Origin of the sequence: Agromyces cavernae, from assembly GCF_021044935.1 — a bacterium.
GTDB lineage: Bacteria > Actinomycetota > Actinomycetes > Actinomycetales > Microbacteriaceae > Agromyces > Agromyces cavernae.
The window spans coordinates 277,682-301,073 of the sequence record NZ_JAJNMP010000004.1; the positions used below are offsets into that span (position 1 = coordinate 277,682).

General features: G+C 70.9%; 24 protein-coding genes. 9 read left to right on the top strand and 15 right to left on the bottom strand.

The window, feature by feature from the left end; genetic code table 11:
• Positions 1-45: 45 nt before the first annotated feature.
• Together LQ757_RS16940 and LQ757_RS16945 are read right to left on the bottom strand one after the other, a co-directional pair.
• A complete protein-coding gene (locus LQ757_RS16940; protein WP_231048444.1) occupies positions 46-921 on the bottom strand; it encodes an ABC transporter ATP-binding protein in 876 nt (291 codons plus the stop codon).
• Positions 922-977: 56 nt separating this feature from the next.
• Positions 978-2,399 (bottom strand): amidase, encoded by a 1,422-nt coding sequence (locus LQ757_RS16945; RefSeq protein ID WP_231048445.1) that lies wholly within the window; start codon positions 2,397-2,399, stop codon positions 978-980.
• Between the two features lie 49 nt (positions 2,400-2,448).
• Between LQ757_RS16945 and LQ757_RS16950 the strand changes: the two genes are divergently transcribed.
• Positions 2,449-3,081: a hypothetical protein gene (locus tag LQ757_RS16950; protein ID WP_231048446.1), complete on the top strand. Its 633-nt coding sequence runs from the start codon at positions 2,449-2,451 to the stop codon at positions 3,079-3,081.
• A 23-nt stretch (positions 3,082-3,104) separates the two neighbouring features.
• On the opposite strand, the gene LQ757_RS16955 is transcribed toward LQ757_RS16950, so the two are convergent.
• Genes LQ757_RS16955 through LQ757_RS16980 form a run of 6 tightly spaced genes read right to left on the bottom strand, consistent with a single transcriptional unit; the run spans position 3,105 to position 7,300 of the window.
• Complete coding sequence (locus tag LQ757_RS16955; protein WP_231048447.1) at positions 3,105-3,683, bottom strand: GNAT family N-acetyltransferase; 579 nt, start codon at positions 3,681-3,683, stop codon at positions 3,105-3,107.
• Positions 3,684-3,731: 48 nt separating this feature from the next.
• Positions 3,732-4,427, bottom strand: a complete 696-nt coding sequence (locus LQ757_RS16960; RefSeq protein WP_231048448.1) for a uracil-DNA glycosylase — start codon at positions 4,425-4,427, stop codon at positions 3,732-3,734.
• Entirely contained in the window at positions 4,427-5,143 is a 717-nt protein-coding gene (locus LQ757_RS16965) for a Type 1 glutamine amidotransferase-like domain-containing protein (RefSeq protein ID WP_231048449.1), read from the bottom strand. Before LQ757_RS16965 ends, LQ757_RS16960 begins: the two co-directional genes overlap by 1 nt.
• The gene (locus LQ757_RS16970) at positions 5,140-5,694 is read right to left on the bottom strand and encodes a phosphoribosyltransferase (protein ID WP_231048450.1); all 555 of its coding nucleotides are present in this window, start codon (positions 5,692-5,694) and stop codon (positions 5,140-5,142) included. Before LQ757_RS16970 ends, LQ757_RS16965 begins: the two co-directional genes overlap by 4 nt.
• A gap of 2 nt (positions 5,695-5,696) precedes the next feature.
• Positions 5,697-6,515 (bottom strand): potassium channel family protein, encoded by an 819-nt coding sequence (locus LQ757_RS16975; protein WP_231048451.1) that lies wholly within the window; start codon positions 6,513-6,515, stop codon positions 5,697-5,699.
• Positions 6,512-7,300, bottom strand: coding sequence for an SDR family NAD(P)-dependent oxidoreductase (locus tag LQ757_RS16980; protein WP_231048452.1), 789 nt, complete (start codon positions 7,298-7,300; stop codon positions 6,512-6,514). The genes LQ757_RS16975 and LQ757_RS16980 overlap by 4 nt, the downstream gene beginning before the upstream one ends.
• Before the next feature lie 134 nt (positions 7,301-7,434).
• Here LQ757_RS16980 and LQ757_RS16985 point away from each other — a divergent pair, with 134 nt between their 5' ends.
• From LQ757_RS16985 to LQ757_RS17010, 6 genes are all read left to right on the top strand, one after another.
• Entirely contained in the window at positions 7,435-8,538 is a 1,104-nt protein-coding gene (locus tag LQ757_RS16985; RefSeq protein WP_231048453.1) for an acyltransferase family protein, read from the top strand.
• 157 nt (positions 8,539-8,695) lie between these two features.
• Complete coding sequence (locus tag LQ757_RS16990) at positions 8,696-10,018, top strand: bifunctional o-acetylhomoserine/o-acetylserine sulfhydrylase (protein ID WP_231048454.1); 1,323 nt, start codon at positions 8,696-8,698, stop codon at positions 10,016-10,018.
• Positions 10,019-10,228: 210 nt separating this feature from the next.
• Positions 10,229-11,437, top strand: coding sequence for a homoserine O-acetyltransferase MetX (metX, locus tag LQ757_RS16995; protein ID WP_231048455.1), 1,209 nt, complete (start codon positions 10,229-10,231; stop codon positions 11,435-11,437).
• Between the two features lie 70 nt (positions 11,438-11,507).
• Positions 11,508-12,671 (top strand): sensor histidine kinase, encoded by a 1,164-nt coding sequence (locus tag LQ757_RS17000; protein WP_231048456.1) that lies wholly within the window; start codon positions 11,508-11,510, stop codon positions 12,669-12,671.
• Entirely contained in the window at positions 12,668-13,924 is a 1,257-nt protein-coding gene (locus LQ757_RS17005) for a hypothetical protein (protein ID WP_231048457.1), read from the top strand. The genes LQ757_RS17000 and LQ757_RS17005 overlap by 4 nt, the downstream gene beginning before the upstream one ends.
• Positions 13,925-14,575: a response regulator transcription factor gene (locus LQ757_RS17010; RefSeq protein ID WP_231048458.1), complete on the top strand. Its 651-nt coding sequence runs from the start codon at positions 13,925-13,927 to the stop codon at positions 14,573-14,575.
• A 12-nt stretch (positions 14,576-14,587) separates the two neighbouring features.
• Here the strand turns inward: LQ757_RS17010 and LQ757_RS17015 are convergent, their stop codons facing one another.
• From LQ757_RS17015 to LQ757_RS17030, 4 genes are all read right to left on the bottom strand, one after another.
• The gene (locus LQ757_RS17015) at positions 14,588-15,862 is read right to left on the bottom strand and encodes an MFS transporter (RefSeq protein WP_231048459.1); all 1,275 of its coding nucleotides are present in this window, start codon (positions 15,860-15,862) and stop codon (positions 14,588-14,590) included.
• Positions 15,863-16,026: 164 nt separating this feature from the next.
• The gene (locus LQ757_RS17020) at positions 16,027-16,359 is read right to left on the bottom strand and encodes a thiamine-binding protein (RefSeq protein ID WP_231048460.1); all 333 of its coding nucleotides are present in this window, start codon (positions 16,357-16,359) and stop codon (positions 16,027-16,029) included.
• A 5-nt stretch (positions 16,360-16,364) separates the two neighbouring features.
• On the bottom strand, positions 16,365-17,630 hold the full coding sequence (locus LQ757_RS17025) for a glycosyltransferase 87 family protein (RefSeq protein ID WP_231048461.1): 1,266 nt from the start codon (positions 17,628-17,630) through the stop codon (positions 16,365-16,367).
• 62 nt (positions 17,631-17,692) lie between these two features.
• The gene (locus LQ757_RS17030; protein WP_231048462.1) at positions 17,693-18,541 is read right to left on the bottom strand and encodes an ADP-dependent NAD(P)H-hydrate dehydratase; all 849 of its coding nucleotides are present in this window, start codon (positions 18,539-18,541) and stop codon (positions 17,693-17,695) included.
• Between the two features lie 23 nt (positions 18,542-18,564).
• Between LQ757_RS17030 and LQ757_RS17035 the strand changes: the two genes are divergently transcribed.
• Both LQ757_RS17035 and LQ757_RS17040 read left to right on the top strand, forming a co-directional pair.
• Entirely contained in the window at positions 18,565-19,197 is a 633-nt protein-coding gene (locus LQ757_RS17035; RefSeq protein WP_231048463.1) for an HAD family hydrolase, read from the top strand.
• Positions 19,194-20,360, top strand: coding sequence for an NADH:flavin oxidoreductase/NADH oxidase (locus LQ757_RS17040; protein ID WP_255681657.1), 1,167 nt, complete (start codon positions 19,194-19,196; stop codon positions 20,358-20,360). The genes LQ757_RS17035 and LQ757_RS17040 overlap by 4 nt, the downstream gene beginning before the upstream one ends.
• Positions 20,361-20,376: 16 nt before the next feature.
• Here LQ757_RS17040 and LQ757_RS17045 read toward each other — a convergent pair whose 3' ends face one another.
• From LQ757_RS17045 to LQ757_RS17055, 3 genes are all read right to left on the bottom strand, one after another.
• Positions 20,377-20,751, bottom strand: a complete 375-nt coding sequence (locus tag LQ757_RS17045; RefSeq protein ID WP_231048464.1) for a VOC family protein — start codon at positions 20,749-20,751, stop codon at positions 20,377-20,379.
• Between the two features lie 80 nt (positions 20,752-20,831).
• The gene (locus LQ757_RS17050) at positions 20,832-21,869 is read right to left on the bottom strand and encodes a hemolysin family protein (RefSeq protein WP_231048465.1); all 1,038 of its coding nucleotides are present in this window, start codon (positions 21,867-21,869) and stop codon (positions 20,832-20,834) included.
• Entirely contained in the window at positions 21,866-23,194 is a 1,329-nt protein-coding gene (locus tag LQ757_RS17055; RefSeq protein WP_231048466.1) for a hemolysin family protein, read from the bottom strand. The genes LQ757_RS17050 and LQ757_RS17055 overlap by 4 nt, the downstream gene beginning before the upstream one ends.
• Positions 23,195-23,392 lie beyond the last annotated feature (198 nt).

Genomic DNA, 23,392 nt, shown 5'->3' on the forward strand with positions numbered 1-23,392 from the left:
CCGTGCGAAGGGGGTGGTCGGGGTGGGAGTTCGGGGTCTGCGCCGCTAGGCGACGGCGAGCCGTTCGATGCGTTGCCGCGTGTTGTATCGCCCGATGGGGCACGTCGTGATGCAGCCGCGCTCGTCGATGTCGACATCGACCCGGATGCCGTATGCGCTGCTGAGCACGTCGCTCACGAGCACCTCCGCGGGTGTGCCGACGGCTCGTACCCGGCCGGATTCGAGCAGCACGATGCGGTCGGCGATCGCCGCGGCCTGGTCGAGGTCGTGCAGCACGACGCCGATCGTGACGCCGTGATCGTCGGCGAGTTCACGGATGAGGTCGAGCAGTTCGACCTGGTACCGCATGTCGAGGTACGTCGTCGGCTCGTCGAGCAGCAGCACGGCGGTGTCCTGCGCGAGGCAGGCGGCGAGCCAGACGCGCTGCAGCTGGCCGCCCGAGAGCTGGTCGACGGCGTTGCCCGCGAGGTCGCCGACGCCGGTGAGCGACATGGCCCGGTCGACGATCGCGGCGCCGTGCGCGTCGCCCGCGATGAATCGGCCGCGATGCGGGTGCCGGCCGAACTCGACGAGCTCGCGCACGGTGAGGCCGCCGGGCGTGGGTCGGCTCTGTGCGAGCAGCGTGACACGACGAGCGAAGTCGCGCGCGCTGAGGCTCGCGGCGTCGATGCCGTGCGCGACGAGGTCGTCGGGCTCGCCGGCGGCTGCACCCGACGAGACGGTGTGCGCGTCGCCGCCGGGCGTCAGCAGCACCCGACCAGCGTCGGGCTGGTGCAGGCGGGCGAGTGCGCGAAGCAGCGTCGACTTGCCGCTGCCGTTCGGGCCGACGAGCGCGGTCACCTTGCCCGGTTCGAGGTGGAGCTCGGCGCCGTGCACGACCGGCGTGCCGTTGTAGGAGATCGTGAGGTCGAGACCGAGCATGGTTCCACTATAGGTGAGGCTTACCTAACTTCGTCAACTCGTGACGTACCGTTCGGTCACCAGATCGACGGATGGCGCTGCCAGCGCCGCACGCGCCGCTCGAGCTGCGCCCCGAGCGCGAACAGCACGGCCTCGCCGCCGGGACGTCCGATGAGCTGCACGCCCATCGGCACGCCGTCGCCGGTCTCGGTGACCGGCACCGTGATCGCCGGCAGGCCGGAGACGTTCACGAACGAGGTGAACGGGGTGAACTGCACCTGTTGCGCGAAGTTCCGCTCCCCGTCTTCGGGGTCGTACCAGCCGACCGGCCGCGGGGTCAGCGCGAGCGCGGGCGTCAGCACCGCATCGAACGACGAGAACCGGCGGATGACCCGTTCCTCGAACCCGGCGAGCCACGAGAGCGCCTCGGCGAGCTCGCGGGCCGTCACCTGCCGACCGCGTTCGAGCAGCCACCGCGTGAGCGGCTCGAGCAGCGCCTCATCGTCGCCGTCGACGGGAAGCGTCGCCGCGCCCGACTGCCAGATCGTGCGGAACGCCGGCGCATACCCGGGTTCGGGCGACGGCGCCAGCTGCTCGATCCCATGACCGATCGCCTCGAACTCCGCGACGGCGCGGTCGAGTGCGCCGCGCGCATCGGCGTCGATCGCGATCTCGTAGGCCTCGTCCCAGGGCGAGTCGGTCATCACGCCGAGCTGGTGCCGTCCCTCGCCACGGATCGCCGCCGCGAGGAACGGACCGTCGTCACCCGGCGCGCGCACGGCGAAACGGTGCGCCGCCGGGTAGCCGAGGGGCGCCACGAGGCCGTCGAGCAGGAGCGCCGCATCGGCCACGGTCCGCGCGATCGGCCCCGCCACGCCCAGGCCCGCGAGACTCCCGAGACCCGACCCCGAGGGCACCCGGCCACGCGACGGCTTGACTCCGACGAGCCCGCACGAGGCCGCGGGGATGCGGATCGACCCGCCCCCGTCGGAACCCGGGGCGAACGGCAGCATCCCTGCGGCGACCGCCGCGGCCGCTCCCCCGCTCGAGCCGCCCGCGCCGAGCGACAGGTTCCACGGATTGCGGGCGGGCGGCCCGGCGAGGCCCTCGGTGTACGAGGGCAGCCCGAACTCGGGCGTCGACGACTTGCCGAGGCTCACGGCGCCCGCGGCGTCGACATCGCGAACGAGTTCGTCCGAGTCATCCGGAACGAAATCGGTGAACGCGCGCGAGCCGAACCGCGACGGCACGCCCGCACGCCGAAGCAGGTCCTTGTCGGCGATCGGCAGCCCCCACAAGGGCCGGGCCGTCGGCACGTCGCGCTCGACGTGCGCAGCCCGCTCGAGCGCCGCCTCGGGCGTCACCGTGGTGAACGCGCCGACCTGCGGGTTCAGCCGCTCGATGCGCGCGAGGTAGTGCGCGGCGACTTCGACGGGCGACACCTCGCGCCGCTGCAGCAGTCGGTGCAGTTCGAGGGCCGTGTGCTCGTGCAGCTCCATCCGTCGAGCCTACGACCGGCGCCGCCTCCGCCCCGCTAGCATGGCGCGCGTGACCGAGAACCGGGTCGTGACGCTCGTCGGGCGGCATCCGCTCGTCTGGGGCGCCGCCTGGAGCGCCGCGTTCGGCGTCGTCCTCGCCGCCGCGGTGGCCGCCGACTGGCCCGGATGGCTCGACTGGCTCGTGCTCGCTGCGCTCGTCACGCCCTCGCTCGTCGCCACCGTCGTCGTGCTGAGCGGCACTCCCCGCCGCCACTTCGACGAGATGAGTTCGGTGTTCTCGCACTTCTTCGTGCGCTACCTGGCCCTCGTGATCGCGGTGGGCGCGTGGAGCGCGTCGGTCGTCGTCGGCGCCACGATCTCGCAGACGATCCAGCTCGCGGCCGAGGGGCGCGAGGAGGAGATCGTCGGCATCGGCTTCAACGTCATGTCGGTCATCGTGCCCCTCGTGGTCGCCGTGCTGTGGGCGGCGTTCGTGCTGCGGTGCGCGTGGTTCCTGGCGAAAGTGCGTGGCTGGGCCGAGGTTCCCGACCGCGATCGGATTCCCGATGGCCTGCTGGCCCGGCACCCGGCGCTGCGTCGGGCGGTCGTCGGCCTCGCGCACCCGGCGCTGTTCGCGGTCACGGGCCTCGCCGTCGCGATCGCCGTGCCGTTCACGGTGGGCGAGTTCAACCTCACGCTCTGACGTCGCGTCGCGGCATCCGCCGGCTACTTGAGCGTCTTCTGCATCAGCACGGTGCCGAGCCACCGGTCGAACTTGAAGCCGACCCGGCCCATGCGCCCGATCTCGACGAACCCGAACTTCTCGTGCAGCGCGATCGACGCCTCGGCGCCCTGGTCGGCGATGACGGCGATCATCTCCTTGAGGCCGGCCGCCTTCGACCGGTCGATGAGCTCGCGAAGCAGCACGCGGCCGAGTCCCTTGCCGGACGCCGCGGGGCCCAGGTAGATCGAGTTCTCGACGGTGAACCGGTAGGCGCGCTTCTGCTTCCACGGCGACACGAGCGCGTAGCCGAGCAACTGCCCCGATGGTGACTCTGCGACGATGAACGGCATGCCGAGCTTGGCGAGGTACGCGAACTTCGACTTCCACTCCTTGAGCGTCATCGCGTCTTCGTCGAAGGTCACGGTGGAGTTCGCCACGTAGTAGTTGTAGATCTCGCGAACGGCAGGCAGGTCGGCCGCACGCGCATCTCTGACGGTGTACTCGAACGGCGCCTCGACCGGTGGCACCGGGCGCAGGTGCCTCGGGAGTTCGCGGCGCTGCTGGTATTCCTCTTCGAGCATGCCGCAAGCCTACGCGCGCGGTATTTCGATCGGGTTTCGGATGTCCCGTCAGGCCGGAAGGCTCCAGTCGACGGGTTCGGCGCCCTGAGCCGCGAGCAACGTGTTCGCCCGGCTGAACGGCTTCGAGCCGAAGAACCCGCGCGACGCCGAGAGCGGGCTCGGGTGCACGGACTCGATCAGCGGCGTGTCGCCCAGCAGCGGCTTCAGCCCCTGCGCGTCGCGGCCCCAGAGGATCGCGACGAGCGGGGTGCCGCGCGCGACGAGCGCGCGGATCGCGTGGTCGGTGACCTCCTCCCAGCCCTTGCCGCGATGCGAGGCCGCAGTGCCGGGCTGCACGGTGAGCACGCGGTTCAGCAGCATGACGCCGCTGCGGCTCCAGTGCGTGAGGTCGCCGTGCGCGGGCGTCACGATACCGAGGTCGTCGTGGAGCTCGCGATAGATGTTCGCGAGGCTGCGCGGGACCGGTCGCACATGCGGGTCGACGGCGAACGACAGCCCGATCGGATGTCCCGGCGTCGGGTACGGGTCCTGCCCGACGATGAGCACCCGCACGTCGTCGAGTGGCGCGTCGAAGGCCCGCAGCACCTTGTCGCCCGCCGGGAGGTAGCCGCGACCGGCCGCGGTCTCGGAGCGGAGGAAGTCGCCGAGCGAGGCGATGCGCGGCGCGACGGGCGCGAGCGCGTGCGCCCACCCGGGATCGATGAGCCCGTCGGCGGCGAGTTCGTCAAGGGTCTTCGCGGGCATCACACGCCGATCGTCGAGACGAGCACCCCGCCGTCGGCGGGCAGCACCCGCCAGACGCTGCCGAGGCCCTCGACCCGAAGGCCGCCCTCTCCGACGATCAGCGCAGTGCGCTCGTCGATGCCGAGCCCGCCGTCGACGAGGCCGGATTCCACGGCGGCGACGAGACGCGAGAGCATGCCGCGCTGGGCGACGTGCACCTCGATGGCGACGTCGACCAGTCCGATTCCCGCCTCGATCTCGAGCTCGAAGCCGGGCTCGTCGACGTCTTCGGGCGCGACGACGACGCCGTCGATGCGCGAGCCGCTCGAGAGCGACCCCTCCGCCGCGATCATCGCACCCGCCGAGACGCCGAGATACGGCACGCCGGCGGCGACCTGCCGACGCAGCTCACCGAACACCGGCTCGAGTCCCGCCCGCACCTCTTCGACGATCCCGCCTCCGACGGCGATTCCGTCGACCTCGGCGAGCGCGGTGATCGCTACGTCCTCGCCGCCGCGAACGGCCGTCACGTGCGGATCGAACTCGCCGGCCGCGGCGAGGACGTCGACGAGCACAGCGGCCCGCTCCCCGCCTTCGGGGTGGATCGAGATCACGGCGACGCGAGGTCGATTGCGACCGGCGACGCGCGCCCGCGCGGCGGCCTCGGCGACGAACGGCGCGTACAGCGAGGCATCCGCAGCGGTGAGCGCACCGCCGCCGACGAGGTGGACGCTCACGCGGTGCCCTCGGCCTCGGCCTCGGTGGAGGCGCCCGCGGCCGGCACCGTGACGGGGGGCAGCGACGACCACGGGAACACGATCCAGTCATCGGTGCGGCGGTAGTCGAAATCGGGCACCAGCACGGTGTGCGACTTCGTGAACAGCGTCGCGGTGCGCACCTCTGCACCCTCGTCGGTCAGCAGGCGGAGCACCTTCGCGAGGGTGCGGCCGGAGTCGGACACGTCGTCGACGAGCAGCACACGCTTGCCGCTCAGCGCGGGCGCGTCGAGCATCGGCGGGTGCAGCACCGGCTCGGGCAGGCGTTCGTCGATACCCGAGTAGAACTCGACGTTGATCGAGCCGCACGCCTTCGTGCCCAGGGCGTACGAGATCGCACCGGCGAGCAGCAGCCCGCCGCGCGCGATCGCGATCACGACGTCGGGGCGGAACCCGGCGCGGAGCACATCGCTCGCGAGCGTTCGGGCCGCCTCGCCGAAGTCGTCCCAGCTGAGGATCTCGCGGCGGATCCCGTCGACGCCCGAAGCGGCGTCATTCGCATCGAAGGTCATCCTCACAGGCTACCCGGCGGCCCCGCCGAAGGCGGGCGCTCGGCGTCGGCGGGGACCGGGGCCCGCGATTCGGAGGGCGGCAGCGCGGCCGTGGCCGACTCGTCGGGCTCCTCGCCCGTGGAGAGCGACGGCGGCGCGAGCGTGTCACCCCGGTGGCGCAGCCCCGCGACGCGCTCGTTGAGGTAGGAGATGATCGTGGCCGACGCGGTGCCGACGATCGCGATGCCGCCCGCCATGAGCAGCACCGCGTAGAACCGACCGAGCGCGGTGACCGGGTAGGTGTCGCCGTAACCCACCGTCGCGATCGTGACGAGTGCCCACCAGATGGCATCGCCGAAGGTCAGGATATTCGCTCCGGGTGCGTCGCGCTCGGCCTGCAGCGTCGCGAGCGCGAGGAAGAACACCCACGCTCCCGCGTACGCGAGCGCGAGGACGATGAACTGCGCGCGCACCGCACTCGGTGTGTGCCGTTTCAGCACGGGAAGATCCTGCAGGAGGCCGATGACGCGCAGCGCGCGGAACACCGGCAGGACCGCCGAGAGCACCTCGAGCGGATGATGCCAGGCGTAGTGCCACCGTCGACCGCGCGGCGTGAGTGCGATGCGAATGACGACGTCGATGACGAAGATCACCCAGGCGAGGATGAGCACGAAGAAGATGACCGTCGTCACCCACAGCGGGCGATCCTGCCACAGCACGAAGACGGTGTACGCCAGAACGAACGCCACGCCGAGCAACGCGAGGGCGCGCCCGGTGACGTCGACATAGCGAGTGCGGCGATGCGTCGCCGGATCGCCCTCCGACGCACCCCGAAGATTCATGGCGTGGGCTCCGGTCGCACCACGAGGTCGCCCTTCGCGAGTCGGTAGGGCGCCGCCTGCGCCACAGGCTTGACGACGATGAGGTCGAGGTCGACGTGGCGCGGTTTGAGGACGGCATCGGCGATGACGCCCGCGATGTCGTCGGCGACGAGCGGTTCGGGGACGTCCTCGTAGACGGCGTCGGCCCGCGCACGGTCGCCACCGAACCGCACGAGGGCGAACTCGTCGGTCTTCACCAGGCCCGGTGCGACCTCGATGACGCGCAGCGGTTCGCCGTTGAGCTCGAGCCGCAGCACCTCGGTGAGCGCATGCGCCGCGAACTTCGCGGCGTTGTAGCCGCCGCCGCCGGCGTACGCGGTGTGGCCGGCGATCGACGTGACATTCACGATGTCGGCGACCCCGCGCTCGATCGCGCCCCGCCGCAACAGCGGCAGGAGTGCGCTCGTCACCCGCTTGAGCGCGAGCACGTTGACCTCGAACATCCACGCCCAGTCGTCGATCTCGGACGCCTCGACGGAGTCGAGCCCCTTGGCGCCCCCGGCGTTGTTCACGAGGGCGTGCACTCCCCCGGTCGCCGCGAGGTGGTCGCGCAGGCGGTCGACGTCGGCCTGCTTCGTGAGGTCGGCGACGACGAAGGATGCCCCGGTCTCGGCCTCGAGCTCGCGCAAACGGTCCTCGCGCCGGGCGACGCCGACGACATCCCATCCGGCCGCCCGCAGGGCGCGCACGGTGGCGGCCCCGATCCCCGAACTGGCACCGGTGACGACCGCTCGCAGCACACTCATGCGCCCATTCTGCCGGTTCGCGGGTTGAGGAGGGAGCGCAGCGACCGTCTCGAAGCCCGGCCGCACGCATCGCAGGGTTTCGAGACGCTCCTCCGTCGCTCCTCAACCCGCGACGGATGCGGGAGACTGGAGTGATGCACACGAGGCCCCACCACCCTCCGACGCCGACCCGCAGACGAGTGCCGCTCTGGGACAACGCCCGCTGGATCGCGATCGCGCTCGTCGTGATCGGGCACGGCATCCTCCCGCTCATCGGTGAAGACAACGCCGCCTACAGCGTCTACCTGTTCATCTACTCGTTCCATGTGGCCGTCTTCGTGACGGTCGCCGGCTACTTCGCGAAATCGGGTCCCCCGAATGCGCGGGCGCTCAAGCAGATCCTCACCGACATCGTCTTCCCGTTCTTCATCTTCGAGACGATCTGGACGGTCATCCGGTGGATCCTCGGCGGGGAGTTCGCGCTCGACTACACGACCGCCTCGTGGACCCTCTGGTTCCTCATCGCCCTCGCGATCTGGCGCATCGTGCTGCCCTACCTCGTGCTGCTGCGCTACCCGCTCATCATCGCGATCGTCATCTCGATCGGCGCGGGCTACACCGAGACCATCGACTCGACCTTCGCGCTGACGCGCACGTTCGGCATGCTGCCGTTCTTCGTATTCGGCTGGAAGCTGCGGCAGTGGCAGCTCACCGGGCGGTGGCTCGAGCTCCGCTCGGCGGTCGCCTGGCGGTGGCGTGCCGGCGCGATCGCGCTCTTCGCGGCCGTGCTCGCATTCATGCCGATGACGATCGAGACCCTGCGCGACCTGCGGTTGCGCCGGTTCATGCTGTACGACGAGTCGTACGAGGCCATCGGCTACGACGAACCGTGGTCGGGCGCCATCCGCCTCGTGCTGCTACTTGCCGCGATGACGCTCGCGGTGGCATTCCTCACCCTCATGCCGCGGGGTGCGCACTGGTTCACGCCGTTCGGCAGGGCCACCATGTACATCTACCTGCTGCACACGTTCGTGCTGTTCCCGTTCCGCGAGACCGGCCTGCTCGCCGGGCAGCAGCCGTTCTGGGTGCTCCCGGCCATGATCGTGTTCTGCATCGGCATCTCGATCGTGCTCTCGCTGAAGCCGGTGCGCCGCATCTTCCGCCCGCTCATCGAGCCCCGCGCGAGGTGGCTCTTCCGGCCCGAGCCGTCCACCGCGACCGGCACCCTCGTGCTGCCCCCCGAGGCCGGGCGTCGCTGACGGGGTTTCGAGACGCTCGTTCCTCGCTCCTCAACCCGCGGCGCCGACGTTGCCCGTGACGCCGTGTTGCGGCATCCGTTGCCGACCCTCGCGTGCGCCCTTAACGTGGCTCGAAAGCTGCGGCGGGTCCGCACACCCGACCTCCGAGGAGACTCCCATGAGCAACACCGCCGACTGGCGCTTCGAGACCAAGCAGGTGCACTCCGGCGCCGCGCCCGACCCGACGACGAACGCACGGGCGACGCCGATCTACCAGACCACGTCGTACGTGTTCGACAACTCCGAGCACGCGAAGAACCTGTTCGCGCTCGCCGAGTTCGGCAACATCTACACCCGCATCCAGAACCCGACCCAGGCGGTCGTCGAAGAGCGCATCGCCGCGCTCGAGGGCGGCACCGGGGCGCTGCTCGTCGCGTCGGGCCAGGCGGCCGAGACGTTCGCGGTGCTGAACATCGCGCAGGCCGGCGACCACATCGTCTCGTCGTCGTCGATCTACGGCGGCACGTACAACCTCTTCAAGTACACCCTCGCGAAGCTCGGCATCGAGACCACGTTCGTCGAGCACCAGGACGACATCGAGGAATGGCGCCGCGCGGTGCGTCCGAACACGAAGCTGTTCTTCGCCGAGACCATCGGCAACCCCAAGATCAACGTGCTCGACATCCGATCGGTGGCCGACGCCGCGCACGAGGCCGGCGTGCCCCTCATCGTCGACAACACGATCGCGACCCCGTACCTCATCCGCCCGTTCGAGCACGGCGCCGACATCGTGCTGCACTCGGCGACGAAGTTCCTCGGCGGCCACGGCACGACCATCGGCGGCGTCATCGTCGACGGCGGCACGTTCGAGTGGTCGAAGAACGTCGACAAGTTCCCCGGCCTCACCGAACCCGACCCGTCGTACCACGGCGCGAGCTACACGGCCGCGGTCGGCGACGGCCTCGCCTACATCATCAAGGCGCGCGTGCAACTGCTTCGCGACCTCGGCGCGGCCATCGCTCCGAACAGCGCCTGGCTGCTCATCCAGGGCATCGAGACCCTGTCGCTGCGCATCGAACGCCACGTGCAGAACGCGCAGGAGATCGCCGAGTGGCTCGACAACCACCCCGACGTCGCGAGCGTCAATTACTCGGGTCTTCCCTCGAGCCCGTGGTACGCCGCGGCCAACCGTTACGCGCCGAAGGGCGTCGGCGCGGTGCTGTCGTTCGAGCTCAAGGGGGGCGTCGACTCGGGTCGCGCCTTCGTCGACAACCTCGCCCTGTTCAGCCACCTCGCGAACATCGGCGACGTGCGCTCGCTCGTCATTCACCCCGCCTCGACGACGCACTCGCAGCTCACCCCCGAGCAGCAGCTCACGGCCGGTGTCACGCCCGGACTCGTGCGCCTCTCCGTCGGCATCGAGAACATCGACGACCTCAAGGCCGACCTCGAGGTGGGCCTCGCCGCCGCCCGCACCGCCGCTGAGGCGGCGCGCGTCTGACCGATCGCGCCGGCACTCGGATGCCGCGGGCCGCACCGGCCCGCGGCATCCGTGTTCCTCCGCCGCGCCACGCACGCAGGCAACCACCATCGATCCGTCGGAAAACGTCGTTCGCGCGCGCCCTTGGTGCACATTTCGACGGATCGATTCGGGAGGGCCGCGACTCGTAACAAAGCTCCGCGAGGGAGCCCGGTTCGGGAGAATCGAAGCATGGACTGGCAGACGCAGGCGAACACCGTGCCCGCGAGCATCGTGCCCGAGGCGCGTGCGCTCGCGATGCTCGGGCGGCGAGCGCCCGCGACCGGAGCCTGGCGCGACGGCGACCCCGTCGGCGACCGGCGGTTCATCGGAATCGGCGACCTCGAGCTCGAATCGGGCCGCGTGCTGCCGGGCGTGCAGGTCGCCTACGAGCAGTGGGGCACGCTCTCGGCCGCTCGCGACAACGCGATCCTCGTGCTGCATGCGCTCACCGGCGACAGCCATGTCGTGGGCCCAGCCGGTCCGGCGCATCCGAGCTCCGGTTGGTGGCCGGGCGTCGTCGGCCCCGGGCTCGCGATCGATACCGACCGCTGGTTCGTGCTCGCGCCGAACGTCGTCGGCGGATGCCAGGGCTCGACGGGTCCGGCGTCGCTCGCGCCCGACCGCACCGAATGGGGTTCGAGGTTCCCGTTCCTCACCATCCGCGACCAGGTGCGCGCTCAGCTCGCGTTCGCGCAGCGCCTCGGCATCGAGCGGTTCGCGGCGGTCGTGGGCGGTTCGATGGGCGCGATGCACGTGCTCGAGTGGGCCATCGAGGCACCCGACGCAGTCGAGCGCATCGCGGTGCTCGCGGGGCCCCCGTCGACGACGGCCGACCAGATCGCCCTGAACTCGGTGCAGATCGAGGCGATCCGTTCCGACCCGGCGTTCAACGGCGGGGCGTTCTACGACGCGGCCGACCGCGAGGGCCCCACGCGCGGGCTCTCGCTCGCGCGCCGCATGGCGATGCTCAACTACCGCACGGCCGACGAGCTCAACCACCGCTTCGAGCGCAGTTGGCAGTCCGAGCTCGACCCGCTCGGCGGCGACGGGCGCTTCGCGGTCGAGTCGTACCTCGACTTCCACGGCAACAAGTTCACGCGCCGGTTCGACGCGAACAGCTACATCGTGCTGACCGAGGCGATGAACTCCCACGACATCGGCCGGGGGCGCGGCGGCGTCGCGGCGGCCCTCGCCCGCGTAGAGGCGCGCAGCCTCGTGCTCGGCATCGACAGCGATCGCTACTTCCCCCTCAGCGGCCAGCGCGAGATCGCCGCACAGCTCAGGCACAGCGTGCACGGCGAGGCCCCGCTCATCATCACGTCCGAGTACGGGCACGACGCCTTCCTCATCGAGGACGACGCGGTCGGCGCGGCACTCGCCCGCCTGCTGGCGGCGTGATCCGCGCGACTGGGCTAAGGTTCGAAAGAGACGGATGGCCCGGCCTGCGCCGTCACGCGAGGGGGTGTCCATGAAGCGCATCCAGAAGGAACGCGATCGACTGCTGCGCAAGCTCGCTCGCATCTGCGGTCTGACGGGTGCCGTCGGCGGCCTTCTGTGCGTGCTCGTGCCCGGGACGGCCACGGGGATCCAGTTCGCTGCGGCGGCGCTGCTCTGCGTCGCCGCTGGCGCGCTCGTGTTCCTGCACACCGAACGCGGCGGAGTGCCGACCGCGGTCGGCGTCGTCGGCGTGTCGGCCTTGCTCATCGCCGTGCTCGCGACGGCCCCCGTGCTCGACCCGGTCGTGCTGACCGCCGTGTCCGCCACCGCGTCGGTCACGGCGCCGTCGGTCGCGATCACGCTCGTCGTGCGCCGCCGCGGGCCGTCGCTCGTGTTCGCGTTCGCCGCCGTCATCATCGCGACCCTCCTCGTCTTCTTCGCCGTCAGCGGGCACCCGATACCCGTCGTGCTCATCTCGGCGATCGCGGGCTGGGCCGCGGCCGCATCGCTCGGACTCGCGCTCAATGCGGCCATCGCCCGAGCCGCCGCCCGCATCGAGGAGGTCGGGCGCGCCCACCAGGCTGAACGGCTCGCGAGCGAGCTCGAGGCTCGGCAGCGGCAGGACGCCCGGGTGCTGCACGACACCGTCCTCGCGACGCTCAGCCTGCTCGCCCACTCGGGTGTCGGCGTGGGCGTCGGCGCATTGCGCCAGCAGGCCGGCGACGATGCCCGGCTGCTCAAGCAACTCCGGCTCGGCGCGTCGCTCGACACGGCGTCCGACGCGATCTTCTCCCCCGAGGCCGACGAGGACATCCTCGGGACGACCTTCGAGTCGGTGCGGCAGCGTTTCGCCCGTATGGGCCTCGACGTCAACTGGCACGGTGCGGGCCAGTCGCTCGCACTGCCCCGGGAGACCCTCGACGCATTGCTCGGCGCGCTCGGCGAGTGCCTCGAGAACGTGCGCCGGCACTCGGGCGTCAACGAGGCCGACGTCACCGTCACCGACGACGAGCGCACGGTGCGGGCGATGGTCACCGATGCGGGGAACGGGTTCGAACCGGAGACGGTCGACGGGCGCCGGCTCGGCTATGCGGAGTCGGTGGTCGGGCGGCTGAGCACGGTCGGAGGGCGGGCACGGGTGTTCTCATCACCGGGTTCGGGAACCACCGTGATGCTCGAGGTGCCCAAGCCGTGAGCCACGCATCGACCCGCGCAGAATCGCAGCCGTTCCGACGGCCGAATCGCTCCGCCCTCGCGGCGGGCGACGTCCGCGAGCGTCATGGCGGGCGCCGCCTCGCCACCGGCGTCACCATCACCGCGGCCATCGTCATCGTGGCCGACCTGCTGCGAGCCGTGATGCTGGCACCGTTCTACGCCGCCGGGATCGGTCCGTGGGCGGCCTGGCTGGCCCTCGCGGCGATCCTCGGCGTCGGCGTCGCATCCCGCCTGGTCTCGCGGTCGAACCCGCTCCCCGACTGGCTCTACGTCACCCTGCTGGTCGCGCTCGCCGTGCCCGTGTGGCTCGATGTAGCCGCGACTTGGGGGCATCTCGACCGCGGCGTGACGCCCACCGCTGCTGCGGCTGCCGGAGCGGTGCTGATGCCGGTCGCGGCGATCCGCGGCACGCGGGTACCGCTCGCCGTCGCGTGCGCGATCGGTGTCGTCATCGCGACATCGACGCTCCTGCAGGCGAGCGAGGCCGGCGAGTACACCGTCGTGGGCCTCGCCGTCGCCGTGTCCGCGGTGCTGCCGACGCTGCTCGCGGTCTTCGCGATCAGCGGGTTCCGCTCACTCGTGGGCCGCGAACTCGACCTGTCGCTCGTGCAGAGCACCGTGTCGACCGCCCCCATCGCCGTCGGAATGCAGGCGTCCGAGGAACTCGCGAAGCTCGACTTCGACGCCGAGACACTGCTCGACGATGTCGGCTCCGGGCGCATCGCGATCCCGCTCCCGACTGCCGCTGCCGAGCGGGCGGCGGCCGTCGCTGCGAGGCTCCGGGCGCGCCTCATCGAGGGGCGCACCGACACGTGGCTGAAGCACGCCGTCCTCGAGTCGGCGTATCTCAGCAACCGGGTCGTGCTCGACGATCCCGAAGGCGCGGCGGGACTGTTGTCGCAGCAGCAGCGCGACGGCCTGCTGCTCGCCCTCTGGCTGCTCGTCGGCGAACGTCGCAAGGCGCCGACGGAGCCGATCGCGGTCGAGTTGCGGACTCCGGCGACCGACGACGACCACACGCCCTCGCCCGTTGTCGAGATCGACATCGAAGTGTTCGGCGTCGTCTTACGGCGTCTCGACCCGGCGACGTGGGAGGCTGTGGATAGTGTCGGAAGACACGACCTCGTCGCGGGGGCCGAATCCTTCCGCATCGAGATCGAATGCCAGACGAACTCCACGTCGTCGGCAAGTGCAACGGCCGCACGAAGCGCGGCCAATCCGAGGGGGAGCTGAATGGCCGACACCGCAGATCCGATCAGACTCGCGATCGTCGACGATCACCGCATGCTGCTCGGCGCGCTCTCCGAGTGGCTCCGCGGGGCCTCGTCCGAGATCGAGCTCGTCGCGGCGGTGCCGTCGTGGTCCGAGTTGCTCGCCCACCCCGATTTCCCCGTCGACGTGGTGCTGCTCGACCTCGACCTGCGCGACAACATCCCGATCTCGCTGAAGCTGTCGATGCTGAAGTCGGCCGGCGTGAAGACGATGCTCATGAGCAACTACTCCGAGGCCGCCGTCGTGCGCGAGGCGCTCAGCGCCGGGGCGATGGGCTACCTCGTGAAGTCCGAGCCCGTCGAGTCCATCATCGAGGCGATCCGGGCCGCCGGAGTCGGCGACTCGTACCTCACTCCAGAGCTCGAGCAGGCGCTCCTCGACGACGGCACGCTGCCCAAGCTCTCGGCCCAGGAGCGCCGGGTCATGGCCCTCTACGGCGCCGGCCAGCCGGTCAAGGCCGTGGCCTTCCAGCTCGGCATCTCCGAAGAGACCGCCAAGAGCTACCTCAAGCGCATCCGCGAGAAGTACCGTGCATCGGGTTACGACGTCGGCACGAAGGTGGCACTGCGCAAGCGTGCCATCCTCGACGGGATCCTGCTGCAGTCCGACTGAGTCATCCGTGGCTCAGGCGTCCACCGCCTCCATCGCGCCCGTCGCGTAGGGCACCGCCACTCCGCGACGCCCCCTCGCGCGGTCGAGGCCGAACGAGCCGAGGGCGAGCGCGACGCCGATGATCGTGAGCGTGAGCCCGATCCACACGGGTGCGACGTAGCCGAGTCCGGCCGCGATGGCGAGACCGCCGAACAGCGCCCCGAGGCTGTTGCCGATGTTGAGCGCGGAGTGATTGAGCGCGGCGGCGATCGACTGGCTGTCGCGTGCGACGTCCATGAGGCGTGCCTGGATCGTCGGGGAGAGTGCAGCGGATGCCCCGCCGACGAGGAATACCCCGAGGAAGAGTCCCGCGGCCGCGGTCGCGGTGAGGCCGAGCAGCACGAGCGCCGCCGCGAGGATCGCGAAGAACAGGTACATCGACCGGCGCACGCTCCAGTCGGCCAACCTGCCGCCGACGATGTTGCCCACCGTCATGCCGAGTCCGATGACGATCAGCACGATCGGCACGGACTCGGGCGGGAGCCCGGTGACCTCGGTCGCGAGCGGCGCGACATACGTGTAGACGGCGAAGAGTCCACCGAACCCGATCGCGCCGATGCCGAGGGCGAACCACACCTGGGCACGCGTGAACGCCCGCAGCTCGCGGGCGATCGTGGCGCCGGGGTCGCCGGCCTGCCAGGGCACGGCGACGAGCACCGCGAGGAAGGTGAGCGCGAAGATCGCGGCGACCGCGAGGTAGGCGGTGCGCCAGCCGGCGTTCTGCCCGAGCCAGGTGATGGCCGGCACCCCGATGACGTTGGCGATGGTCAGTCCCGAGAGCACGAGCGCCACCCCGCGGGCGCGCCGGCCTGGTCCCATGAGGCTCGCCGCGACGAGGGAGGCGATGCCGAAGTACGCACCGTGCGGCAGCGCCGCCACGAATCGGGCGATGAGCACCAGTTCGAAGGTGGGCAGCAGGGCCGACGCGACGGTGCCGAGCGTGAACGCCGTGAGCAGCACGAGCAGCAGTCGCTTGCGGGGCCAACGGGCCGCGGCCGCGGCGATCGTCGGCGCACCGACCACGACGCCGAGCGCGTACGCCGAGATCATCCAGCCCGCGTTCGCGTTGGCGTCGGCGGGTGAATCGGCGTACAGCGACGGGAACAGGTCCTGCGCGATGTCGGGGAGCAGGCCCATGGCGACGAACTCGGTCGATCCGATGCCGAAGCCGCCGAGCGCGAGCGCGAGGAGCGCAAAACGAATACGGGCCGGCGACAACGTCGTCGGCCCGTCGGTCAAGAGGGTCACCCGACCGATTCTCGCATAGATCGAATCGATTCGACAGCCGACCGCGCAACATGACGACTCGACGGTCGGACTGCACCCCGGACCTTCGAGTCCTGCGTTCAGTCCCGGACGAGGAGGCACGGCAGCACCTCGTCGGCGGTCGCCTCGGTCAGCATCGCGGCGGATTACGCGTCCGCGCCCGCCTCGCCCACGCCCGCCTCGCCGATCGCGGTCTCGAGCCGATCGATCTTCGCATCGAGCTCGCCGGAGTAGCCCGGCCGGATGTCGGCCTTCAGCACGAGCGACACCCTCGATCCGTATTCGCCGACGGCCTCGGTCGCACGGCGGACGACGTCGAAGACCTCGTCCCATTCGCCTTCGAGCTCGGTGAACATCGACGTCGTCCGGTTCGGGAGCCCCGATTCGCGAACGATCTTCACGGCCGCCGCGACGGCGTCGTGCACGGATCCGTCGGCGCGGCCCGTGCCGCTCGGTGCCACTGAGAACGCGACGAGCATCGGCCCTACTCCTCACTACCCGGGTTCGGTCTCCCAGCCTGCCACACCGCTCGCAGCGACCACACGAGCAGGGCGACCAGGAGCGCCGACTTCACCGTCAGCAGGAACACGAATGCCGGATTCGCGACCAGCAGCCAGCCGTACCAGTACGGGTAGATGATGTGGGTCAGCAGCGCCACGGCGGCGGCGAGCGCGGCGGGCACGGCGAACCTCGCCGGCCGGTACACGAGGCCGAGGATGACCGGCGCAGCGAGCCACGTCGCGAACTGCGGCGATCCCACCTTGTTCGCGAGCATGAGCACGACGACGAACCCGAGCGAGAGCGGGGCGAGCAGTTCACCGAGGTGCGCCTGCCGCAGCGCGGCGCGCACGCCGAGCAGCACGACCGCCGCCACCCCGAGGATCATGAGGGGCGTCGTGACCGCTGCTGCGACATCCGCACCCGGCCCTTCGATCTGAAACGTCAGGATGTCGCGGTCGTACTCGATCGTGACGTGCTTCGCTCCCCCAACGATCTGCCAGAGCCAGGCCGTCGCGAGCGGTGCCTCGACCTGCAGGCCGCGGCCCGCCTGCTCGACGATGAAGCCGACGGCATTCGCGCCCGCTCCGGCGACGACGCTCACCGCGAGGATGCCTGCGCTGAGCGCGAACGCAACGGTGGCGACCTCGACGCGCCGGCGCGCCGCGATGACCAGTGCAGCGACGAGGGCGGCAGGCCAGACCTTCACCCAGGCGCCGACGGTGAGCAGCACGGCGGCGACCCGAGGTCGCCCGGCGGCGAAGAGCAGCCCGGTGATCGCGAGCGGCACGGTGATCGCATCGATACGGCCGAGCGCGATGGGGCCGAGCAGGGCGAGGAATCCGACCCACCACCACGCCGCGATGCGCCGCGTGCGCGACAGCCGCGGGCTGCTGCCCAGCAGGACCGTGAAGGCGATGGCGTCGAGCACGGTGACGATGGCCAGCCAGGTCTGTGCATACGATTCGCTGCCGAGGGCGAGCGCCGCGGTCATCGGGGCGAACGCGAGGATCGGGTAGACCCAGGGCACGTCGATGCCCATGCGCACGAGCCCGTCGACGGCATTCTCGGCCCAGACGCGATACACCCAGGAGACGTCGCCGAGCGGTTGACCCTGGCCGAACAGGTTCAACCCGATGAGCGCCGCGTGCACGAGGAAGAACCCGGCCCAGAGGGCGGCGCGTCCCCCGAGGAAGCGGCGGACCACGCCGACCGTGCGCACGGTCGCCTCGCGCTCGCCTCTCTGAGTCACGACGACGAGCCTAACCGAGCGTCGGAATCCGCGACGGTGCGCCACGACGACGCGTGCCGCCTTCAGCGCGCCAGCAGCGAGCCGATCACGCCGGGCAGCGCGGCAGCGATGTCGAGCGCGACGATCGGGCCGCCGCCGACCGCGGCGCTCGCGCGCCTCGCCGCCTCGCCGTGCACCCACGCCGCCGTCGCGGCGAGCTTCGAGAGCACCTCGGCGTCGACGGCGAGCGCGTCGTGATTCGTCGCGACGAGCGCACCGAGGATGCCGCCGAGGATGTCGCCGCTGCCCGCGGTCGCGAGTCGGTGCGTCGGCGCGGTCACGACGTAGGCGTCGCGGTCGGGGTCGACGATGCGGGTGACCGCCCCCTTCAGCAGCACCGCCACGCCGAGCTCGCGCGCGGCCCGCTCGGCCCAGACCGCCGGCTCGGCCCGAACCTCGGCGACGCTCGCATCGACCTCGCGGGCGGTGAGCAGGTTCGCGAGCTCGCGCGCGTGCGGAGTGATCACGGTGGGCGCCGTGTGCGTGCCGACGAGGTCGAGGCCGCCGGCGTCGAGCACCACGGGCACGCGCGAGGCGAGCGCGCGCTGCAGGTCGCCCTGCAGCACGAACGAACGCCGGCGCGGGTCGATGCCCGAGCCGACGAGCCAGCCCTGCACCCTGCCGGCGACCGTCACGGTCTCGGGCCGCTGCGCCAGCACGGCGGTGCGCACCGGGCGGGGGCCGCTGTAGCGGACCATGCCGGCCCCGGCGCGCCACGCGGCCTCGACGCCGAGCACGGCGGCACCGGGATAATCGGGCGACCCGGTGATCACGCCGAGCACGCCGCGCGAGTACTTGTCGTCGTCGGGGCTCGGCGGCGCGACCCATTCGACGCATTCCGCCGCTGTCCACTCCCGCCACGACACGCTCATGGTCCAACGATAGGTTGAGGGGGATGTCCACGTCAGCCCTCGCTCCGATCAGCCTCACACCGCGCGTCGTCGTCTTCGACTACGGCGAGGTCATCTCACGCGCGCCGGGCGCCGCCGAACAGGCTGCGCTGCTCGCCCGGGCGGGCGTCGCAGCCGACCCGTTCTGGACGGCGTACTGGGCGCACCGCGAGGGCCTCGACCGGGGCACGACGTCGATCGACGCATACTGGCAGGCCGTCGCACGCGATGTCGGTGCCGAGTGGAACCCCATCGACGTGCATGAGCTCTGGGCCATCGATCACCGCAGCTGGCTCTCGGTCGACCCGGGCACGTTGCGCGTCCTGCATGCGCTCGTCGCCGGGGGCACGCGCATCGCGCTGCTCTCGAACGCCGGGGCCGACTTCGCGGGTTGGCTCCGCCATGGTTCGTTCGCGCCGCTGTTCGAGCGGGTGTTCGTGAGCGGCGAGCTGGGTCTCGTCAAGCCCGAGCCCGAGATCTACCGGCACGCGATGGCCGAGCTCGGCATCGAGCCCGCCGATCTGCTCTTCGTCGACAACCGGGCCGAGAACGTCGAGGGTGCGCGGGCCGTCGGCGGTGACGGGCACGTCTTCGCCGATGCCCGAGCGCTCGAGTCCTGGTTGAGGGATCTCGCATGAGCGCGACCGACGCCGCCGAGACGACGGCGGCGCTGTCGGTCGACGAGCCGATCGGGTCGACGGATGCCGCGGCGGGGCTCTTCACCCCCATCACGATCCGCGGCCTCACGATGCGCAACCGAGTATGGGTGCCGCCGCTGTGCCAGTACTCGGTCGACGCCCGCGACGGCGTGCCGAACGACTGGCATCTGGTGCATCTGGGCGCGATGGCGGCCGGCGGCGCCGGGCTCATCATGGCCGAGGCGACGGCGGTGAGCCCCGAGGGGCGCATCTCCGATCACGACACCGGGCTCTGGAACGATGCGCAGGCCGACGCCTGGGCGCGCATCACGCGATTCCTTCGTTCGCAGGGCGCCGCGGCGGGAGTGCAGCTCGCCCATGCCGGCCGCAAGGCGTCGGTCTGGCCCGAGCCGACCCGGCGCCGCGGCTCGCAGCCGCTCGACGAGGGCGGCTGGCCGACGGTGTCGGCTTCGGCGGTCGCGTTCGACGGCCTGCGCGAGCCGGCCGCGCTCGACGAGGCGGGCATCGCCGCGGTGATCGACGACTTCCGCACCGCCGCCCGGCGCGCCATCGCCGCGGGGTTCGACCTCGTCGAGGTGCACGCCGCGCACGGCTATCTCGTGCACCAGTTCCTGTCGCCGTTGTCGAACCTGCGCACCGACGACTGGGGCGGCACCCTCGAGAACCGCGCGCGCCTGCTGCTCGAGATCGTGCGCGCGGCGCGCGCCGAGGTCGGCGAGGCGATGCCCGTGTTCGTGAGATTCTCGGCGACCGACTGGAGTCCCGGCGGATGGGACGAGGCGCAGACCGCGACGGTCGCCGGATGGGCCTCCGATGCCGGCGCCGACTTCTTCGACATCTCGACGGGCGGCCTCGTGGCGTCCGCCGACATCCCGATCGGCCCCGCATACCAGGCGCATTTCGCCGAGTACGTCGGCGAGCGATCGGATGTCCCGGTCTCAGCCGTTGGGCGCATCACGAACGCGCGGCACGCCGAGGAACTCATCGCCACCGGCCGAGCCGACGCCGTCATGTTCGGCAAGGCGATGATGCGCGACCCCCACTTCGCCCTGCGCGCCGCTCACGAATTGGGCGCCGACACGACGATGTGGCCCGTTCAGTACCTGCGGGCGAGGCCCGAGGTGAACGACGGGGAGTGGTGATCGGACCCGCTGCCCTTCACGGGCGCTGACCGATGGCGATGATGTTCCCCTCGCTGTCGTTGAACCAGGCGGTGCGCATGCCGGCGAGGTCGGCGACGCCATCGACGGTCTTGACGCCCGGCAGGTCGTAGTCGAGGAACGAGATGCCGCGCTCCCGCAGCGCCGCGGCGTCACGGTCGAAGTCGTCGGTGTCGATGCCGAACGCCGTGTTCTTCGCGGTGCCGGCGAACTGCGTCTCGTAGACGAGCACCGCCGTGCCGCCGATCTGGAACATGACCCCGCCCTCGTCGGTCATGTCGGGCTCGAGGCCGAACACGTCCTTCCACCACTTCACCGCTCGCTCGAGATCCGAGGCCGGAAGAACGCCGTAGCACTGCACCTTGTCGAACATGAGAACACCTCGCCTTTGTCGGACGGGGAGCAGTCTACGCCCGGGCGGGCGCCGTCACACCTGCAGGCGACCGGGGTCGCTCACCCTCGCCGGGTGGCGTCCTGCACCTCGCCGACGAGCTCCTCGATGATGTCTTCGAGGAAGATCACGCCCGTCGCGGCGCCGTCCTCGTCGAAGGCCCGAGCGACGTGCGTGCCGAGCCGGCGCATCGTCGCGAGGGCGTCCTCGAGATCGGTGCCGTCGAAGATCGACACGAGCCGTCGGACGCGCTTGGGCGGGATGGGGTCGTCGAACTCGTCGTCGTCGAGGTCGAGGACGTCCTTCAGGTGCACGTAGCCTTCGGGTTCGCCGTCGGCGCCGAGGATCGGGTACCGCGAGAAGCCCCTCCGCGCGACCGCCCGCTCGACATCGCCCGGCGTGGCGCCCGGAGGAAGGCTCACCAGCGAGGCGACCGGCACCGCGACATCCTTCACGCGCTTCGTCGTGAACTCGAACGCCGCCGTGAGCGTGCCGCTCGCGTCGTCGAGCACGCCCTCGCGCCGCGACTGGTCGACGATGGTCTGCACCTCTTCGAGCGTGAACGTCGAGTTCGCCTCGCTCTTCGGTTCGACGCCGAAGAGCCGCAGCACGCCGTTCGCCGTCGCGTTCAACGCGATGATGATCGGCTTGAAGATGCGGGCGACGAACACGAGCGGCGGTGCGAGCAGCAGCACCGCCCGGTCGGGCAGCGAGAACGAGAGGTTCTTCGGCACCATCTCGCCGAACACGACGTGCAGGTACGACACGAGCAGGAGCGCGATCACGAACGCGATCGTCGAGATGACCTCGGGCGACCAGCCGGTGAGCTGCAGCGGGACCTCGAGCAGGTGGTGGATCGCCGGCTCCGACACGTTCAGGATGAGCAGCGAGCAGATGGTGATGCCGAGCTGGCTCATCGCGAGCATGAGGGTGGCGTGCTCCATGGCCCAGAGCGCGGTCTTCGCGCTCCGGCGACCCTGCTCGGCGAGGGGCTCGATCTGCGAGCGCCGCGCCGAGATCACGGCGAACTCGGCGCCGACGAAGAAGGCGTTCGCGGCGAGCAGCACGAACAGCCACGCGATTCCGACCCAGTCGCTCATCGCTCGGCCTCCTCGAGTTCGGTCGCCCGGTGCACCGGCGTCGGTTCGAAGCGCAGCCGGTCGATCCGGCGTCCGTCGAGGCGCTGCACGCTGAGCGTGCCCTCGTCGATCGGCACCTCGTCCCCGACGACGGGAAGCCGCCCGAGCTCGGCCATCACGAATCCGGCGACCGTCTCGTAGTCGCCGTTCTCGGGCACGCGGATGCCGGTGCGCTCGAGCAGTTCGTCGGGCCGCAGTATTCCGGGGAAGCTCACGATCTCGCCGCGCCGCACGATGCCGGCCCGAGTGCGGTCGTGCTCGTCGGCGACCTCGCCGACGAGCTCCTCGACGAGGTCCTCGAGGGTCGCGACCCCCGCCGTCCCTCCGTACTCGTCGACGACAACGGCCATCTGGAATCCGCGGCCGCGGAGCTCGCCGAGCAGCGCGTCGAGCTTGATGGTCTCGGGCACGCGCAACGCCTCGGACTGCAGCGCCGAGGCCGGGACATCCGCTCGCCGTTCACGCGGCACCGCGACCGCCTGCTTGACGTGCACGATGCCGACGACGTCGTCGAGATTCTCGTCGTACACCGGGAACCTCGAGAAGCCCGTCTGGCGGGCCAGTTCGAGCACCGACTCGGCGGGCTCCAGACGTTGAACCGCCGCCACACGGGGGCGCGGCGTCATGACGTCGGACGCGTCGAGGTCGGAGAAGCGCAGGGTGCGGCCGAGCAGCGTGGCGGTGTCCTGCTCGAGCAGGCCGGCGCTCGCCGAACGGCGAACGAGCGACGAGAGCTCTTCGGCCGAGCGCGCACCCGACAGCTCCTCCTTCGGCTCGATGCCGATCGCGCGGAGCAACGCGTTGGCGCTGCCGTTGAGGAGCGCGATCGCCGGCCGGAACACCCACGTGAACGCCGCCTGGAACGGGATCACGACCTTCGCCGTCGCGAGCGGCAGCGCGAGCGCGAAGTTCTTCGGCACGAGCTCGCCGATGATCATCGAGAGCAGCGTCGCGATGATGATCGCGGTCGTCGCGCCGACCGGCCGCACGAGCGCCTCGGGCAGGCCGATCGCGGTCAGCGGGCCGGCGAGCAGCGACGAGATCGCCGGCTCCATCGTGTACCCGGTGAGCAGGGTCGTGAGCGTGATGCCCAGCTGTGCGCTCGACAGGTGCGTCGACGTGATCTTGAGCGCCGAGATCGTCATGCCGAGCCGGGTCTCGCCCCTGGCGCGGCGCGCCTCGAGGTCGGCGCGATCGAGGTTGACGAGCGCGAACTCGCTCGCAACGAACAAGCCCGTGCCGATCGTGAGGAGGAATCCGATGCCGAGGAGTATCCACTCAGACAATTCGGCCTCCCCGATCAGTCACGGGCGAGGGTCTATGGCCGGGCGTATTCGCAGAAGGAGGATCGTCCATTGTCCAGCCAGTATATCGGTGGCCCTGCTGTTCGGCCGTCGGTCGAGTGGGCGCGAAGCGCCGGATCGAGACCATCGCTCGTGGTCTCGGAACCTGGTCTCGATACGGCGCCGGCGCGCCTGCTCGAC

Excerpts from the sequence above, each read along its gene's own strand:
- LQ757_RS16940 (WP_231048444.1), bottom strand. The coding sequence starts at position 921 with ATGCTCGGTCTCGACCTCACGATCTCCTACAACGGCACGCCGGTCGTG.
- LQ757_RS16945 (WP_231048445.1), bottom strand. The coding sequence starts at position 2,399 with ATGGAGCTGCACGAGCACACGGCCCTCGAACTGCACCGACTGCTGCAG.
- LQ757_RS16955 (WP_231048447.1), bottom strand. The coding sequence starts at position 3,683 with ATGCTCGAAGAGGAATACCAGCAGCGCCGCGAACTCCCGAGGCACCTG.
- LQ757_RS16960 (WP_231048448.1), bottom strand. The coding sequence starts at position 4,427 with ATGCCCGCGAAGACCCTTGACGAACTCGCCGCCGACGGGCTCATCGAT.
- LQ757_RS16970 (WP_231048450.1), bottom strand. The coding sequence starts at position 5,694 with ATGACCTTCGATGCGAATGACGCCGCTTCGGGCGTCGACGGGATCCGC.
- LQ757_RS16975 (WP_231048451.1), bottom strand. The coding sequence starts at position 6,515 with ATGAATCTTCGGGGTGCGTCGGAGGGCGATCCGGCGACGCATCGCCGC.
- LQ757_RS16980 (WP_231048452.1), bottom strand. The coding sequence starts at position 7,300 with ATGAGTGTGCTGCGAGCGGTCGTCACCGGTGCCAGTTCGGGGATCGGG.
- LQ757_RS16985 (WP_231048453.1), top strand. The coding sequence starts at position 7,435 with ATGCACACGAGGCCCCACCACCCTCCGACGCCGACCCGCAGACGAGTG.
- LQ757_RS16990 (WP_231048454.1), top strand. The coding sequence starts at position 8,696 with ATGAGCAACACCGCCGACTGGCGCTTCGAGACCAAGCAGGTGCACTCC.
- metX (WP_231048455.1), top strand. The coding sequence starts at position 10,229 with ATGGACTGGCAGACGCAGGCGAACACCGTGCCCGCGAGCATCGTGCCC.
- LQ757_RS17000 (WP_231048456.1), top strand. The coding sequence starts at position 11,508 with ATGAAGCGCATCCAGAAGGAACGCGATCGACTGCTGCGCAAGCTCGCT.
- LQ757_RS17010 (WP_231048458.1), top strand. The coding sequence starts at position 13,925 with ATGGCCGACACCGCAGATCCGATCAGACTCGCGATCGTCGACGATCAC.
- LQ757_RS17020 (WP_231048460.1), bottom strand. The coding sequence starts at position 16,359 with ATGCTCGTCGCGTTCTCAGTGGCACCGAGCGGCACGGGCCGCGCCGAC.
- LQ757_RS17030 (WP_231048462.1), bottom strand. The coding sequence starts at position 18,541 with ATGAGCGTGTCGTGGCGGGAGTGGACAGCGGCGGAATGCGTCGAATGG.
- LQ757_RS17035 (WP_231048463.1), top strand. The coding sequence starts at position 18,565 with ATGTCCACGTCAGCCCTCGCTCCGATCAGCCTCACACCGCGCGTCGTC.
- LQ757_RS17040 (WP_255681657.1), top strand. The coding sequence starts at position 19,194 with ATGAGCGCGACCGACGCCGCCGAGACGACGGCGGCGCTGTCGGTCGAC.
- LQ757_RS17045 (WP_231048464.1), bottom strand. The coding sequence starts at position 20,751 with ATGTTCGACAAGGTGCAGTGCTACGGCGTTCTTCCGGCCTCGGATCTC.
- LQ757_RS17050 (WP_231048465.1), bottom strand. The coding sequence starts at position 21,869 with ATGAGCGACTGGGTCGGAATCGCGTGGCTGTTCGTGCTGCTCGCCGCG.